We start from the raw sequence: 15,746 nt of genomic DNA on the forward strand, positions 1-15,746 counted from the left end.
TCGCCGTCGTGCAATCCCACTCGGCCATGAGCACCGTACCGGTCTCCTATTACCAGGAAGTCCTGGACAAGATCAGCCATGCGGACCGCGGCGTTTTCCGCAAGGAACTCCGCAAGGCATTCAAGCGCCTCCTGCCGGAGCAGCGTGAAGAGCTCAAGAGGTGGTTCAGGACAGCCTGCGTGTGCCGGGCTGCACCCACCGGGCGGCGCCGATGATCAGTTGAAGTAGCGGCTATTCCAGGCCTGCTGGCTGAACTGGCCGAAGAAGGCGAACCAGCCGAAGGTGGTGAAGCCGCTGAAGGCCATGACGGACCAGAAGAGGAAGAGGATGCGCTGACCCGTGAAGTAAGCCCCCTCCCCCCCGCCCAACCAGGACGCGGGCACCAAGGCGGTGCAAAGGAGAGCGGCCAGGAGGATGGTGGCCGCCAAATGGACCGGACTCCGGACCGGCCAGTAGCTCACCGCCCGCCACGGAGCAAGATCGCTGCCCCATCTGGCCACCAAGTAGTACCTCTCATCACTCAAAGGCACGAAGAGCAAGGGATCCACCTCGCTGTCACAAAGCCTGAACTGCACTGAAGGGGCCATGACCATGTAGCTCGTCACAGGCGCTCCCACCCGCTGCTCCAGGTCGCGCATGGCGAGCACCGCGCTGCCGGGGATGGCTCCCTTGAAGAGCCCTCCCTCCAAGAACCGGAGCCGGTACTTGATGCAGAGCGCCCTGATCGCATCCCGCGTGTATACGCGCTCGGGGTCATTCACGGGCAGATCCACGGTGACCTGCTTCCGCGACGACCGCAGCGTGGCGCGCAGGATATCGTCGCGCTTCTGCTCCTCTTCGAGCCATGCATGCACCTGCTGGACAAGCTCGGCCTGACCAAGCAGGACCTTCTCGAGCCGCTCTCGCTCCGTCTTCGCAGCCATCAGCAACCAGGTTTAGTGATTCGGATGGAATAACGCCGTGATCCGCCGATCCGTTCGCGGTTGGTCACATGTCCGCCTCGGCCTCAGGCAGCGCCTGGGGCTCGCCGGCATCGGCAGCCTCAGCCAAGCGGACGTGCTCAGGGGCATCCACCGCCACCGAGGAACGCACGGTGCTGTTGGGCGGCAGCACCCCGCACTGCGCATTCACCTCCAGGGGATTGCGGAATGTGCCCTTCTCCACCACAACGTTCCAGACCGATTCGAAGGGAACGACGAACCGCACGGGCGACTCCTCGAACAAGCCCCCGTAGTACGTGTGGGTCTTGCCCATCTTGTAGTTCTTGAAATCTCGGCCGGTCATGAACTTGACCTTGGCAGCGACATCGATGTGGACCTCGATGATCTCCTTCTTCTTGAGTTCGAAGGTCTTGTGCAGGAACTTCATGCAGGTGGCTTGTTCGGTTCAAAGATAGGCAGGTGCGCCGGGCTCAGAGCTTGACGCTGAGCACCGGGAACGTGGTGTGGTTGACGATATCCTCGGTCAGGCTTCCGTTCACGACATGGAAGAACCCTTTGCGGCCGTGGGTGGCCATGGCGATCATATCGGCATCGATGCCCCGGGCGAAGTTGAGGATGCCCTCCTCGATGCTGAGGTCGTTGTAGATGGTGGCGGTGAACTTCCGCAGCTCATGGCGCTGGAGGAAAACATCGATGGCCCGGTGGCTGTCCTCGCTCCGCTCGAAGCTCTTGGGGGTGTTCACCTTCAGCAGATGCACCTTGGGGTCCCACACCTCGAGCAGCGGGCGAAAGGCGTCGAACTTCTCGACGTCCTGCTGTGTGAAGTTGGAAGCGTACACCAGGTCGTTCACGCGAAGATCCTCCACAGGGTGCTTGATGACCAGCACGGGCATGGGTGCCGTGCGCACGATGCGCTGCGTGTTGGACCCCACGATGCCGCGCAAGCCTGTGGCGCCGTGCGACCCCATTACGATGAGGTCGGCCGCGGCGATGCGCTCATTGCGGAACATCTCAGTGAGCGCGAGCTGCCGCAGCATGAACTTCTTCAGCTCGATCCCTTCGAGGAAGGGAAGCTGCGGGACGCGGTCGAGCCGGGACTCGATCTCCTCCCTGAGCTTCTGGTTCTCGGGGTGGAAGTCGGTCATCTGCTCGTACACGTGCACCACATCGATGCAAGCACCGGTCGCACGGGCGATGGAAGCGGCCGCGCGGAGGGCATCCGTGGCGCAATCGGAGAAGTCGTAGGGGACGATGATGGTCTTGACACTCATGGCGCTGAGGTTCAATGGCCGCTGAAAGGTATGCGCTGGTGGAATAAGCCGGCCCCTCGGGCGTAAGCCGCTACCTTCGTCGCCATGCCCCTCCCCCCCGCTCCCTATCGTGCGGAGGCCACGCCGAAGACGCCCTCCATCCTCTTGGACCCCGGGGGCACCCTGTCCATCAGCGGGTGCTCCATCCCGGAGGATGCCGACCGGGTCTTCGCACCGGTGTTCGACGCCGTGGAGGCCTATTCCGCACAGCCGGCGGACCGCACCACGGTGCGCATCGCCCTTTCCTACTTCAACTCGAGTTCCGCGAAGCAATTGCTTGACCTCCTGAAGGCCTTGGAAGACCTGCATGCGAGCGGCCGATCGAAGGTGGAGCTGGAATGGTGCCACGGCCCCGGAGACCTCGACATGAAAGAGGCAGGGCGCGATTACCGCAGCCTCTTGGAGTTCCCCGTGCGGCTCGTGGAGCTTCCGGACTGAGCCCTATCGTGGCTGAAGGGCCTCGGTCCACTCCCGCTCACTGATGGCCAAGCCATCGCGGAAGTGCACCACCTGCCCCCACGGATGGGTGACCTTGCGGTACACGGCCTCCGAGCCGTTCCGCCTCACGCGTCGCTCCAAGACGACCGCGCGCCCCTCCAGGAAGGTCCGCTCCTCCACGCCATCGGGCACGTGAAGGGGCTCCGGCTCCTTGGCCACCGGGGGCACCTTGACCCGCGCCACAGAACGGACGGGGGGGGCGCGCACCACATGGGGCACTGGCGCTGGAGAAGACTCGAGCTGAACCGGCTCCACCGCCTGTGCGACATGGGCATCCTGCAGGGGAGCTGGCCGGACAGGTGCAGGGACCGAATCGCCCATTGGGCGGGAGCTTGCGCGTGGGGCGTGGGCAGGCTCTTCGGCCACCTGCTCGGTGGCCTGCTCCAACGCCTTCTTGGCAATCAGTGCCTCCAGGTCCTGGATCTTCACCTTCGGATGCACATTGTAGGGGCGCATGGCCCGGGCTTCCCGGAACCGCTCCAGGGCCTGGTCGTAGCGTTGCAGCTGGAACAGCGATTCGGCCTCCGCCATGACGGATTGGAACCGCTCGTCCTTGACCGCAGCCGCCTGCTCCTCCTGCGCGATGCGTGCACGTTCCCGGGCGCTGAGTCGGCTGAAATCCCGCGTCAGGCTGCTATCCGCTTGAGCCGCCAGGCTGAGCGAGGCGGTGAGCACGATGGCGCAGGCGGTGAAGCGCATAGTGGAACCTGGCATCAGGCGTCGCACGCGCGCCGATGGCCATTCAAGCGCCAGTATACGGCAGCGGGAGCCGCCCTGTTGCATGGTGCGGAATACCTTCGCGGCGGCGCGGCAGGGGCACGATATGGCCGCCGAACCGCGTTGAACCACCAATGCTGCATCCGATGAAGACGCTCATCCGCCTGCTTCCGCTGACCGCCTTGTTCCTGGCTTGCCAAACGGACCCCAAGGAAACCCCTCAGTATCAGCAACTGGCCGAGGACGCCGAACGCACAGCCGGTATGGTTGCCGAGCGGGACTCCACCATCAACATGCTCTTCGGCACGATCAACCGCATCAGCGACAACCTGCGCACCATCCGGGCGAAACAGGGGCAGCTCGGTGCCCCGGACCATGGGGTGGAGAAGGCCGAGATGGAGCAGCGGATCATGGACGACCTGGCCAGCATCGATGGCCTCCTGGCCGAGAACAAAGACCTGATCGCCAAGCTGCGCAAGCAGGCCAAGGCCTCGGCAGCCAGCATCACCGAACTGGAGCGGACGGTGGCCGCCTTGGAGACCAGCATTGCAGAGAAGGACACCGAGATCGGCACCCTGAAGGAACAGCTCGCCAGCACAAACAGCTCTTTGGCCACGCTCATCGAGATGTACAGGGACAAGAGCCAGCTGAGCGACATGCAGCGCAACGAACTCAACACGGCCTTCTATGCCGTCGGCACGGTCAAAGAGCTCCGCGCCAACGGGGTGCTGACCAAGGAGGGCGGGGTCGTCGGCATCGGTGCCGTGAATAAGCTCAATGCCGAGAGCCTGCCTAAGGACTACTTCACGCGCGTCGATATCACCCGTACGCTGGAGGTGCCCTTGGCTGCGAAGAAGGCCAAACTGGCCACCACGCATCCTGCAGGGAGCTACAAACTGGAGGAAGGCGCACAGAAGCTGGTCATCACCGACCCCAATGCCTTCTGGAGCGTGAGCAAATACCTGGTAGTGATTGTGGAATGACGCCCATGGGGTGCTCAATCCCCACCAGGCCGGCGGTCCATCTCAGGGGCTCTGCCGCTTGCAGCCGTAACTTCAACCGGCAGTGATCCGCGAACGATGCGCACGGAGTACCCCGCAAAGATCCTCCTCGCCTGGGGCGAGGCGATCAGCGGTCATGCCGGCCTCCGCGATTGGCTGATCAAGAATGGGTATCCGGAGCTCGGGCTGTTCACCTATGCCCTCCGCAACAAGCAGGATGCGCGGAAATGGCTCATGGATAACGGGCATCCCCACCTCATGGCCATCATCACCGGCATCGAGGGTGACAAGGAGGCTCTGGAATGGCTTGACCGGAACGGCATGCATGTGCTGAACCAGGTGGCCTTGGCCGGTGATGGCGACGAAGCGGCCTTCCGTTGGCTCGTCGATCACGGCCATCGGGAGCTGGCCATGATCGGCCATAAGATGCACGTGGTCAAGCGGGCCATGGATGAGAAGTACACAGACCCTCACCACTACCCGCAGGACTGACCTTCGGGGTGCCGCTCCGCGCACCATGCGGCCACCAGCCGATTGAGCAGCACTGCATCGATGACCGCATGGGCCGTCACCGGCACCAGGAGTCCTGCCGTATCGGAAAGCCATCCGAGCCCGATGAAGACCAGTACCATGCCTGCTCCGTAGCGCAGCATGCCGGCATCGTTTGGATTGAGATAGCCATGCACGGCCACGAAGAGGACCGCCGTTGCCGGGATGCCCAGCCAATGCTGCAAAGCCCCTCTGAAGAACAGCTCCTCTCCGACACCCGCGCAAACGGAAACCACAAGCTGCATCCCTTGTCCGGGGAACCAGGTACCTGCCAAACGGGCATAGCGAAGCCGTGCGGTTGCCATGGCCGGCGTGGCGATCCAAGCCCACGCCAAGCGCCCCACCAGCCCCCCGAGCCCAGCGCCCAATGCCAACTGGCCAGGCCAAGCCCACGGACCGGCGATCAGGTCCATGGGTGAGCGGTCCTGCCCGATGGCGATCAGCAGCGCACCGACGCCGCCGAACCCGAGGAGCGTGATGAGCGCCAATGCCCACGCCAGTCCGGCCGTCCTCGAGCTTCCAAGGGAACGATGGCGAGGCTGACTCATGGACTGCAAACGGAGGCGCCCCTCCTGGTGGAAGGGCGCGCACCAAAGCTATCCAGGATCAATGCTTCACCACGAAGCGCTGAACCTGGCGCTGGCCATCGGCACGGACCAACCGGAGGTGGTAGATCCCGGGCGGAAGCTCATCCACGGGCAGTTGATGGGTATCGCCGAGCAACCGGTGAACAGAAAGGATGCGCCCGGTGGCGTCAACGACCTCGATGCGAGCGCCCTGCGCCCCGGCGGCCCCGATGGTGAGCCATGCATCGGCCGGGTTAGGAAAGGCCGTGAACGCGATGGCATCGGCGGCGGCGTCATCGAGGCCCACGATGAAACCGTTGCCCATCCATTCCGCGCGCCGCGTAATCGCCCAGCCACCGGCATTGATCTGGGTGGAATCCACCTGGAGCTTCAGGATCGGATACCGGACCGTCGGCACGTAGAAGTAAGTGACATTGGCGATGCGCGTGGTGGTGATGATCGCTGAGGCATCCGTGAGGTTCCGACGGACGCGCACGCGCAAGGCCTCGGGATAGACCACCGCGCCGGGAAGGGACAAGGTGCCATGGGCATCCGCATGACCGGTGACAGTGCCGGTCCTGGTCACCGGGAATCCGCTCACGGTGTAATTGGAGCCGGTGGGATCCGACCAGGTGGTGCCGAATGTGCAGGGCAGCTTGAGCTCGAGCAGCGGATCCGAGAAATTCACCGCCCCACCCTCCAGGACCGTGCGCGATCCGACCTGCTCAAGCCCCTGGGCCGTGACCGCCCAGAAGGAAGTGTCCGTTCCGCCATCGGTGCTCAGCAGCGCGGCGGTGGGTATCTGTGCGCTGGTGGGCGTCACGCTGGCGGAGAACCACCGATAGTTGCGGTTCCCGGTGTTGGGGACCAGCATGTTCCAGTAATCCATGCTCACATTCGCGCCGGCGGGCCCGATACCGGTGTAGTTGTCCACACTAACGACCGGGAACTCCTGCCCGTCCTGAGGGACATGGTCGGTGGCGGTGAGTGTGGGCTGGGCAAGGGCGGCGGCGGTGCCGAGCATGCTGGCGAGCGGCAGCGAGTAGCGAAGGGTCATGGTCCTTGTTGGTTTGGGTGGCGGAAGGTATGACGTACCTCCCCCTCCGAATGCTGCCTGGGGCCTCCGCTTGCCTTCCTTTGCGGCATGAGATTCAGCGTCAGCGAGGCCAGCGCCCTCATGCGCGACCGCCGCACCATCTACCCGAAGGACTTCTCCGACCGGGAGGTGCACCGAGAACTGATCGAGCAGATCCTCACCAATGGCACTTGGGCCCCTACGCATGGCATGACCCAGCCATGGCGCTTCTTCGTCTTCCAAGGCCCGGCGCGGCAACGATTGGCCGATTTCCTCGGCGCCACGTACCGCGCCGCCACCCCACCGGAGAAGTTCCTTCAGCGCAAGTTCGACAACCTCACGGCCCGCCCACTTCAGAGCAGTGCGGTCATCGCCATCGGTTTGGTGCGCGACCCGCACGGGAAGATCAGTGAGCGCGACGAGCTGATGGCTGTGGCCTGCGCCGTTCAGAACATGCACCTCACGTGCACCGCCTATGGTCTCGGCGCCTTCTGGGCCACCGGCGGGCCGATGACGGGCGCACCGATGCGCGATTTCCTCGGCCTCGGGCCCCAGGACCAGGCCATGGGACTCCTGCACATCGGGTACCCCGCCGTCGAATGGCCCAAAGGACATCGCAGACCACTGGAGACCGTGGCCACCTGGCACCAGGCGTGACCGATGGAACTTCCGAACCTTACGAACTACGGGGAGCACCCCGCCGATCCGGAATGGCTGGTGTTCCGGTTCGCCGACACTGCGATGGCCGAGGAATTCGCCCGGGGGCTGGCAGAGGCCGGGCTGCGGCACGAGCGTGACACGGAGCCCGGTCCGCCTTTCCTGGTGGGCGTGCGGCGCGTGCACCGCGACCAGGCCGTGCGCCTCAACTACACCGTGCTCGGGCGCCACCGAAAGCACTTCCTCCCAGACGCTCGGCTGAGGTGGGGGCTCATCGGGCTGGTGGCCCTCCTGCTGGCACTGGCCGCCGCCGGAGCCTTGCTCGGTGGCTGAGCCCTCCCCTGGCGGACGTAGCCCTGCCGTTGCCGTGATTCCCGTGCCACCGAGTGCATCGTATGGACATCTTTGGACCGTGCCCCGTTCCCTCGCCTCGCGTTTGACCCTTGCAGCCTTCTTGGCCACCGCACTGCCCGGCATGGCCCAGCGCGGGGTCACTACAGTGGGTATCCAGGTGAAACCGGTGCTCGCCCTCGACTACTTCGAGCCCATGGTGAGCGCGGAGCGCGAGCACCTGCGGTTCGAGGCTGCATTGCAGGGCGGCATCGCCTACGGGATGAGCGTACGGATCGGCCTCACGGATATGCTGAGCCTCGAAACCGGCTTGGGGCAGATCCAGCGCCGGTACCGGTTCCGGACGGTGAACGACACGAGCGGGTACGACGGCAGCGAATCGTTCCGCTACGTGGGCTATGAGTTGCCGGTTACCGCCCTTGTCTATCTGCGGCTGGGTCAGCGCACCTGGATGAATACGGCCTTGGGCGCCTCGCTCGACTTCTACCCGAGCGATGTGGAAGCAGTGACCCAGGAGAGCGGCATCTACGTGTTCAGGCGCAACTGGGCCCAGGCCGGCATCCTCGGCAACATCGGCTTCGAGTACCGCTCTGAGCGGTCCGGCTACTTCTACCTCGGCGCCACCTACCACCAGCCGTTCTCGGACATGGCCTTGGCCGACTTCACCTGGAGCTACTTCGGCCCGCCCGCCATCCGGCGCTTCAATGCGCAGGCCGGCCTGTCGGGCACCTACCTCACGATGGACCTTCGCTACTATTTCCACGAGGATCCCGACCGTCGAAGGCTGCGGCGCGAGCGGTGACCGGTGCGCCGGGCATGGGCGGATATCTTCGCCAGCTCAGCCCAGCCCTTGCCATGCACCGCCCCGCAATTCTCCTGCTCGCCCTGACCCCATTCACCGCGTTCGCACAGCCTGCGAATGACGCCTGCAGCACGGCTATCGCGCTTTCCTGCGGACAACCGGTGATCGGTACAACGGAATCGGCCACAACCGATGCGGCCCCGACATGCGGCACCGGCATCACCGCGCCTGGGGCCTGGTACCGCATCACCGGCACCGGAGACCAGATCACGCTGAGCACCTGCCCGGATGAGCAATTCGACACCAAGCTGAACGTCTACACCGGCGGATGCGGCGGGTTGACCTGCGTGGCAGGCAATGATGACGCGGGCAATGGCGTGTTCTGCTCCACGGTCTCCTTCGTCTCGCAGACCGGAACGGACTATCTGATCCTGGTCCAGGGCTATGACAACGAGACCGGGCCCTTCACGCTCACCGTGGAGTGCGCGCCACCCTCCCCGGATGTATGCCAAGGGGCGTTGCCCATCGCCTGCGGAGCACCCTACACCGGCACTACGGAGGGAGCCACCCCCGATGCCGCGCCCTTCTGCGGGACCGGGATCACCGCACCCGGCGTGTGGCACTCGTTCACCGGCACTGGGCAGCAGGTCACCATCACCACCTGCCCTGATGAGCAATTCGACACGAAGCTGAACGTGTTCAGCGGAACTTGCCAGGCGCTGGCTTGCGTGGCCGGCAATGACGATGCGAGCGATGGCGCGTATTGCAGCACCGTCACGTTCGTTGCCGAAGAGGGCGTCACGTACCACGTGCTGGTGCAGGGCTATGATGGCGAAACCGGCCCCTACACCCTATCCACCGCCTGCCTCTCCTGCGGGAGCCCGCTGGATGCGACCGTCACACCGCTCGATGCGAGCGCAGTAGTGAACTGGAGCAGCACCAATGCATCGGCCGGCTTCACCGTGGAGCATGGTCCCGTGGGATTCGCGCCGGGCGCGGGGACGGCCACCACAGGCACCTTGGGCGTGGATGGCCCACCCGTGTCCATCGGAGGGCTTCTCCCGGGCACTGCGTACGAGGCGTATGTCCGTGAATCCTGCGACGGCTCAGAGAGCCCATGGGCCGGGCCGATCGCTTTCACCACGCTCCTTGAACCACCGGCGGCCAACGCCCTCTGCAGCGGAGCACTCCCGATCGCCTGCGGCGGTTCGGTGGAGGGCAATACGGAGGAGGGCATCCTCCTGCCCGGCCCCGCCTGCGGAGCGGCGAACATCACCGCCAAAGGACTCTGGTACGCCTTCACGGGAACGGGCGATGATGCCACCCTGAGCACCTGCCTGAACAGCGCCTTCGACACCAAGCTCAGCGTTTTCACCGGCGCCTGCGGCGCACTGACCTGCGTGGCCGGCAACGATGACGGTCCGGGCTGCGCGGGCAACACCAGTGCCCTCACTTTCCAGACCAGCGCGGGTACGGCGTACCTGGTGCTCGTGCACGGGTATGGCCAGGATGCCGGCGGCTTCACGCTCACGCTCACCTGCGCGCCAGCCTGCACCGCTGTCGGCAACGACGACTGCGCCTCAGCCACGCTGCTCGCCTTGCAGCCCGTAGGCGGCTGCGAGAGCAGCATGGGCTCCACGGCCTGCGCCTTTGCCCCGGCCACGCCCAACCCGCCTTGCGACCCCTACGCCAATATCGTGGATGCCTGGTACGCGTTCAACACCGGATGGGGAACCGACCTCTCGCTGATCCTCGCAGCGGAGTCGGCCGAGCGGATCCATGCTGCGCTCTATACGGCCTGCGATGCGCCTGCTTATGTGGAGTGCTGGATGGATGTGACGGCACCGATTCCGCTAGCAGAACTGGAACCCAACACGGACATGCTGGTGCGTGTATGGAACAGCGGCGGGTCCGAGGCAGGGTCCTTCTCCATCTGCGTTGAGGGGACCTTCAGCGTGGCCATGGAAGAATTGCCGGCCGGGACGGCCGTCCGGGTATGGCCCGTCCCCAGCGCGGGTGAATTGTGCATTCACACCCGGTCCCCACAACGGCGCATCGCGCTCATCGACCTGCAGGGCCGCACCGTGCTGGTTGCTCACCCGCAAGACCTGCTGCCCGCTCGCGTGGACATCTCCGGACTGGCTCCGGGCACCTACCTGGTGCACGGGGAAGACGGCTTCCTCGGGCGGTGCGTGAAGGAGTAGATCAATGGCGCACCACCTTCCGGGTGCTGCGTCCGCGAGCGGTCTCCACCACCAGCTGGTACGCGCCTTCGGCCAGGCCGCTCAGGTCAGCGAACGCACGCCCGTCCATGTGCATGGGGCCATCCTGGATGCGCAAGGCCTCGCGGCCTAACGCGTCCAGCAAGCGGATGCGGACCGGCTCACGGCCCGTTCCATCCACTGACACCACCAGGAGCCCGTTGGTGGGATTGGGGTAGGCGCCGGTGACGACCGGACCCTCCCCTTCACCGACCGCAGTGGCATCCCCCATCACCCTGAAGCGCCACCAGCCCTGCGGCGCCGTCATGGGCCGCACCTGCTGCTTACCGCTGTTGGCTGCCGCGTGGATGTAGTAGTAGATGACCGAACCAGCGGCCTGTGCGGGGATCGGGGCTGTCCAGACATCCCCTGGACCAGGCACCATCGCAATGGCCTGGTAGCCTGCCGTCGTATCCGTGGTCCAGTGGACCGTGGCTTCCGCGATACCCGATCGGTGACGGATGTAGGCGGAGACCCCATAGGGCTCGACGGTCTCATAGGTGTCGGTGAGCCGCTGGTGCCGGATGAGGAGGGGATCGGCCACCCCGATGGCCTTGGTGATGCAGTGTATCGCACCGCTCTGGCTGATGATGTTGACCCCATTGTCATCACAGTCGATACCGATGACACGGTACCCTGGAAGGCTCTCGCGCAGGATGCGCAATCCGGTGGTGTCGTACTGCTCACGGTAGGTGGGCACCAGCACGGTCCTGTTGATGAAGATGTTGTTGGCATACGTCCGGTAACTGGCGCTTGGCGGGAAGGCGCCTCCCGTGCTGGGCGGCATGGGAATCCGGACGATGCGGTAGGGCGTTCCGAAGACGGAGTTGAAGTTGCCTAGCACGTACTGGATGTTCTGCTCGATCTGAGGGCCGTCGCTCTGCCCGGCCGGGAACTGGCCGACGAGCAGGGTCTCCTCATCGAGGAGCTTCATGTGCATATCGATGTGGTTGATGTTATCGTAGGGCAACGGCGTCATCTTCACGTAGCGCCCGGGCTGGATGCCCATGAACTGGCTCATCACCGCGTCCACTCCGGCCGCATCACGGACAGTGATGTTATAGTCGCCGCCAGGGCCGTTCTCCTCCAGCACGAGCCCACTGCTGAATGCGGTTCCGAAGCCATCCGACATGAAGTTGCCGCCGGTATGCACCAGATCATAGGGCGCTGCAGTGGTGCTGAACACGGTGATGCCCTTCGCCTCTCCCACCTCATCGCTGAGCGCATCATCCAAAGGGCGCGGTCGGTTGTATATCCAATCGAGCAGGAAGAGGGAGTCCACCTCATTCTGGTAAATGGTCTCGGGGCCGAAGTCCCTCACCCAGATGGAATTGAACGGTGCGGTGAGGAAGGTGATGTTCTCGAGGTCGGGGAGCGGCCCGCCATAGCTGGAGTTCAACAGGTAGTTGACCACGGCCGACTGATCGGCGCACACGATGAGCACCTCGCACTCCTCCTTGGCCGCTCGCACGATCTGCTTGAGGATGCCCGGGAAGGATGTCCATGTGACGACGAGCGTTTGAACCTCCTCCCACTCGGCCATGGTGCGGACTTGGAACGGCGGGGGCGAAGTAATGCCCCGTGCGGCGAGCATCCGGCTCTCACGGTACGCCGGAATCAGCGGCACCTCCGCAGGGGAAAGCGCATGCGGCAGATCCTGCGCACCGAGTGCAAGACCGGACAAGGCCATTACGGCCGCGATGGAATGCTTCATGAGTGACATGGCAAGCGAATGTACATGGAAGGGCCATCGCCCGGGGCGCCCAGGGTGCGATCGCCGCTCAACGCACGGGCTTGGCGCCGCCGGTCCGAGCCACGATCTGGGCATGCACCGCCAATACCCCGCGCACGTAGCTGAAGACCTGGCTCCCCTTGCAGTAGCCGTTCTTCATCCCGGGCCGGAGGAAGTAGCGGGGCTTGGCCAACAGCATGACGGCACGCTCCACATGCCCCTCCCAGCGCGAGGGGTCCAACCCGATCTGCCCGGCCAGTCGCTGCGCGTCGATGATGTGGCCAGGGCCGGCGTTGTAGCTGGCCAGCACGAAGCGCAGCCGTTCCTCGGAATCGGGCACCGCCCGCAGCCAGATAGTGTCGAGCCGCGCCATATACTGCGCCGCAGCGCGGACATGGTCCTCCATGGCGCTGGAGGTATCGAGGCCGAAACGGGCCGCTGTGCGGGGCATGATCTGCATGATGCCCATAGCCCCCTTGCGCGAAGTGACCGTGCTGTCGAACCGCGACTCCTTCCAGGCCATGGCCGCCAGCAGGCGCCAATCGAAGGAGAACCCTTGGGCGTGCGTCTTGAAGTACTGATCGAAGGGCGAGATGCTGTCCGCCTGCAGTCCCTTGATTCGCCGGGCGCGGAGGGGACCAGGAGGGGGCACCGGGCCTGTGGCTGCCCGCTTCAGCTGAACGAAAGCCTCCCGAGCGCCGGTCCCCGCCTGCCAGGCGCGCAGCGCTGCCTCCAGCAGGGGGGCATTGCGCCGCACCGCGAACGCCCATGGAATGGGCTTGCCCACGGGACCCTCGAACTGAAGGATCGGGAACCGATTCGCCTCATGCGCGGCCCGCAGTCCGCTCACCAGGCAGGCAGGCACATGGCCGGACACCACGTCCATGAGCAATTCCTCCTCACCGGAACCAGGCTCCGCCTCCCCCACCGCGGCGCGGAGGGTGCGCGCAAATGCATAGTCAGGGTGCGCGAAAGGCGATGAGCGGGCGACCTTCGCGCTATCGATGCGGGGCTCCAGGCCAAGCCGTGCATCGGGTTCAAGCTCCAGGCGCAAGGAGGCCAGGTAGGGCTCGATCTCGGCGAATGGGTCCAGCAGGCGGATGTGGTGACGCAGATCCCGGTCATCGTGCAACGGCGCGGCAATGACATCGCCCTGGCCCCGCCATAAGGCGGCCAGGAGGGAATCGGTCTCCGTCACCGCCACCGGCCTGATGGCCAACTCATGCTCCTTCGCGAACCGCTTGAGCCAGTCGAATGCGAGTCCCCTATCGCCGCCGGGGCCAGGCTCCCACACCAAGGGGTCGCGCAGCACGAGCACGCGAAGGGTATCCGTTGCGATGAGCGGCAGGTCGCGCACCGCAGACTCTCCTTGCCATACGTGGCCATGATCATCCAGCGCGCTCCGCGACAGCACCCACGCGAAGACGAGCATGAAGGCGGCGCTCGCTGCCATGAATACCCACCAGCGCCGTTTCATGCTGCCTGCAGATGACGGATGATGGCCGGCAGGAATTCCCCGAACTCCTGCTCGAAATCGGCGATGTGATCGGCGAGCACCGCTTCGGCCCCTGCCATGCGCGCACCCAACGGAACCCGCACGGAGAGCCCATGGAGCGCGGCGCCGATGCCTTCGAGCGAAGCGTATGAGGTCAGCCAGTCGCCCTGCACCATATAAGGCAGCATGCGCCGGGTACGCTCCGGCATATGGCCCTCATGCGCACGCAGCAGGCGATACATGCGGGCGCTGAATGCCGGCAGCGGCTCATCGTGCCACCGCCTCCAATCGCGGGCAAGCAGGTGATCCCTGAACAGGTCCATCACCACTGGCGCGTAGTGCCCGGCGTGTGCCCGCAGCCGCACATGGCCGGGATGACCCATCCGATGCCCATCCGTGAACGCATCGATGCGCCGATGAAGGCGTATCCCGCGCTGCAGGCCCTCGCTGAACCGCGACAGGTCGCGGCCCTTCACGGCATCCGCCATGAAGTTGCCCGTGATCACCAGCGGATCGTCGCCGCTGAGGAACAGATGGCCCAGGAAGTTCATCGCGCCGCAAGGTAGCCCCGTGCGGGCCGGCCGGCCCCGCTGCCAGCCGCTCATGTGATCGGCGAGGAGGAGCGCGCGAGGCAGGGTACCTTTCGCACTCATCCATGGATTGGCAGCACGTCGGCATCCTGACCCGCATGCCCCGCAAGGCTTTGTATTGGGCGGCCCAAGTCGTCGGCTGGGGATTGTATTTCAGCCTCTCCGTGCTGGCCAGCTACATCGATGGCACCTACACGGCCCGGGTGTGGGATGTGCTCATCCCGGAGATGGGCGTTGGCTTGGGCGTGAGCCATGGGCTGCGCTCTGTGATCCTGCGCCGGCGATGGCTGGAGCACGGCATCGGCCATGTCCTGCCCCGCACCATCCTGGCCGCGCTCCTGCTCAGTGTGCCCGCCTTCCTGGCGGAGAGCCTGCTCGTCCCCCTCGCGCTGAGCGATGCGGCGCCGGTGCTGGACCGAGCGCCCCTTGATCACCTCGGGCGCCTGATCAACTGGACCCTCCTGCTCACGGGGTGGAGCTTCCTCTACTTCGCCTACAGCTATTTCGTGCGGCACCGCCGCGAGGAGATCCGCAACCTGCGGCTGGAGACAGCCAATCGCGAGAACCAGCTGGGCACCCTGCGCGCGCAGCTGAATCCGCATTTCATGTTCAATGCGCTCAACGGCATCCGCGCCCTGGTCGATGAGGACCCCGAGCAGGCCAAGCGGGCCATCACGCAGCTGAGCGCCATCCTGCGCAATGCCATGAGCACGGTGAAGCGGCGGACGGTGCCGCTCGGCGAAGAGATCGACATCGTGAAGAACTACCTGGCGCTGGAAGCCATGCGCTACGAGGAACGCCTGCGCGTGCGCTTCGACCTGGAGGAAGGCTTGGGGCGCGCGCAGGTCCCTCCCATGCTGCTGCAGACGCTGGTGGAGAATGCCGTGCGCCACGGCGTGGCCCAGCTCGCCGGCGGCGGTGACCTGTTGATCGGCGCCCACCGCCAGGGCGATGGCCTGCTACTCTCCGTGCGCAACAGCGGGCACTACGAGCCCGGGAAGGTCAATGGCACGGGCATCGGCCTTCGCAATACGCGCCGCAGGCTCGAGCTCATCTACGGGAGGGACGCCACCATGCGCATCAGCAACCAGGACGGCATGGTGGTCACCGAGGTTGAACTACCCATGATGAACCCAGGAGGCTGATGGACGGACGAGTGCCCGAGCCCTGTCCTCCGCCCCCCCAACGCACAACCCGAACA

General features: G+C 65.1%; 18 protein-coding genes. 9 read left to right on the top strand and 9 right to left on the bottom strand.

Annotated elements, in window-relative coordinates; all coding sequences use genetic code 11:
* Positions 1-26 precede the first annotated feature (26 nt).
* Positions 27-215, top strand: coding sequence for a hypothetical protein (locus QY325_07605; GenBank protein WKZ67786.1), 189 nt, complete (start codon positions 27-29; stop codon positions 213-215).
* Here QY325_07605 and QY325_07610 read toward each other — a convergent pair whose 3' ends face one another.
* The 3 genes from QY325_07610 to QY325_07620 form a co-directional block, all read right to left on the bottom strand.
* Entirely contained in the window at positions 216-923 is a 708-nt protein-coding gene (locus QY325_07610) for a hypothetical protein (GenBank protein ID WKZ67787.1), read from the bottom strand.
* Between the two features lie 64 nt (positions 924-987).
* Positions 988-1,368, bottom strand: a complete 381-nt coding sequence (locus QY325_07615) for a DUF1883 domain-containing protein (GenBank protein WKZ67788.1) — start codon at positions 1,366-1,368, stop codon at positions 988-990.
* A 43-nt stretch (positions 1,369-1,411) separates the two neighbouring features.
* Positions 1,412-2,212 (bottom strand): universal stress protein, encoded by an 801-nt coding sequence (locus QY325_07620; protein WKZ67789.1) that lies wholly within the window; start codon positions 2,210-2,212, stop codon positions 1,412-1,414.
* A gap of 84 nt (positions 2,213-2,296) precedes the next feature.
* On the opposite strand from QY325_07620, the gene QY325_07625 reads away from it, so the two are divergent.
* A complete protein-coding gene (locus QY325_07625; protein WKZ67790.1) occupies positions 2,297-2,689 on the top strand; it encodes a DUF1987 domain-containing protein in 393 nt (130 codons plus the stop codon).
* A 3-nt stretch (positions 2,690-2,692) separates the two neighbouring features.
* Here the strand turns inward: QY325_07625 and QY325_07630 are convergent, their stop codons facing one another.
* On the bottom strand, positions 2,693-3,463 hold the full coding sequence (locus QY325_07630) for a hypothetical protein (protein WKZ67791.1): 771 nt from the start codon (positions 3,461-3,463) through the stop codon (positions 2,693-2,695).
* A gap of 149 nt (positions 3,464-3,612) precedes the next feature.
* On the opposite strand from QY325_07630, the gene QY325_07635 reads away from it, so the two are divergent.
* Together QY325_07635 and QY325_07640 are read left to right on the top strand one after the other, a co-directional pair.
* Positions 3,613-4,449, top strand: coding sequence for a hypothetical protein (locus QY325_07635; GenBank protein ID WKZ67792.1), 837 nt, complete (start codon positions 3,613-3,615; stop codon positions 4,447-4,449).
* Positions 4,450-4,545: 96 nt separating this feature from the next.
* Positions 4,546-4,959 (top strand): hypothetical protein, encoded by a 414-nt coding sequence (locus tag QY325_07640; GenBank protein ID WKZ67793.1) that lies wholly within the window; start codon positions 4,546-4,548, stop codon positions 4,957-4,959.
* Here QY325_07640 and QY325_07645 read toward each other — a convergent pair.
* Together QY325_07645 and QY325_07650 are read right to left on the bottom strand one after the other, a co-directional pair.
* Positions 4,944-5,564 (bottom strand): CPBP family intramembrane metalloprotease, encoded by a 621-nt coding sequence (locus tag QY325_07645; protein ID WKZ67794.1) that lies wholly within the window; start codon positions 5,562-5,564, stop codon positions 4,944-4,946. The genes QY325_07640 and QY325_07645 overlap by 16 nt on opposite strands.
* A 58-nt stretch (positions 5,565-5,622) precedes the next feature.
* Positions 5,623-6,639 (bottom strand): T9SS type A sorting domain-containing protein, encoded by a 1,017-nt coding sequence (locus QY325_07650; protein WKZ67795.1) that lies wholly within the window; start codon positions 6,637-6,639, stop codon positions 5,623-5,625.
* 87 nt (positions 6,640-6,726) lie between these two features.
* Between QY325_07650 and QY325_07655 the strand changes: the two genes are divergently transcribed.
* The 4 genes from QY325_07655 (at position 6,727) to QY325_07670 (ending at position 10,671) form a co-directional block, all read left to right on the top strand.
* Positions 6,727-7,314 (top strand): nitroreductase, encoded by a 588-nt coding sequence (locus tag QY325_07655; GenBank protein ID WKZ67796.1) that lies wholly within the window; start codon positions 6,727-6,729, stop codon positions 7,312-7,314.
* A 3-nt stretch (positions 7,315-7,317) separates the two neighbouring features.
* Positions 7,318-7,647 carry a hypothetical protein gene (locus QY325_07660; GenBank protein WKZ67797.1) on the top strand — a complete coding sequence of 110 codons (330 nt, stop codon included), beginning with the start codon at positions 7,318-7,320 and terminating at the stop codon, positions 7,645-7,647.
* A 79-nt stretch (positions 7,648-7,726) separates the two neighbouring features.
* A complete protein-coding gene (locus QY325_07665; protein WKZ67798.1) occupies positions 7,727-8,467 on the top strand; it encodes a hypothetical protein in 741 nt (246 codons plus the stop codon).
* A 53-nt stretch (positions 8,468-8,520) separates the two neighbouring features.
* A complete protein-coding gene (locus QY325_07670; protein WKZ67799.1) occupies positions 8,521-10,671 on the top strand; it encodes a fibronectin type III domain-containing protein in 2,151 nt (716 codons plus the stop codon).
* Between the two features lies 1 nt (position 10,672).
* Here the strand turns inward: QY325_07670 and QY325_07675 are convergent, their stop codons facing one another.
* The 3 genes from QY325_07675 to QY325_07685 are packed head-to-tail and all read right to left on the bottom strand — an operon-like array spanning position 10,673 to position 14,506.
* Entirely contained in the window at positions 10,673-12,451 is a 1,779-nt protein-coding gene (locus tag QY325_07675; protein ID WKZ67800.1) for an agmatine deiminase family protein, read from the bottom strand.
* Between the two features lie 58 nt (positions 12,452-12,509).
* The gene (locus QY325_07680; GenBank protein ID WKZ67801.1) at positions 12,510-13,937 is read right to left on the bottom strand and encodes a transglycosylase SLT domain-containing protein; all 1,428 of its coding nucleotides are present in this window, start codon (positions 13,935-13,937) and stop codon (positions 12,510-12,512) included.
* On the bottom strand, positions 13,934-14,506 hold the full coding sequence (locus QY325_07685) for an ACP phosphodiesterase (GenBank protein WKZ67802.1): 573 nt from the start codon (positions 14,504-14,506) through the stop codon (positions 13,934-13,936). Before QY325_07685 ends, QY325_07680 begins: the two co-directional genes overlap by 4 nt.
* A gap of 104 nt (positions 14,507-14,610) precedes the next feature.
* On the opposite strand from QY325_07685, the gene QY325_07690 reads away from it, so the two are divergent.
* On the top strand, positions 14,611-15,690 hold the full coding sequence (locus QY325_07690; GenBank protein WKZ67803.1) for a histidine kinase: 1,080 nt from the start codon (positions 14,611-14,613) through the stop codon (positions 15,688-15,690).
* Positions 15,691-15,746 lie beyond the last annotated feature (56 nt).

This window comes from Flavobacteriales bacterium, assembly GCA_030584065.1.
Classification (GTDB): Bacteria; Bacteroidota; Bacteroidia; order Flavobacteriales_F; family PHOS-HE28; genus PHOS-HE28.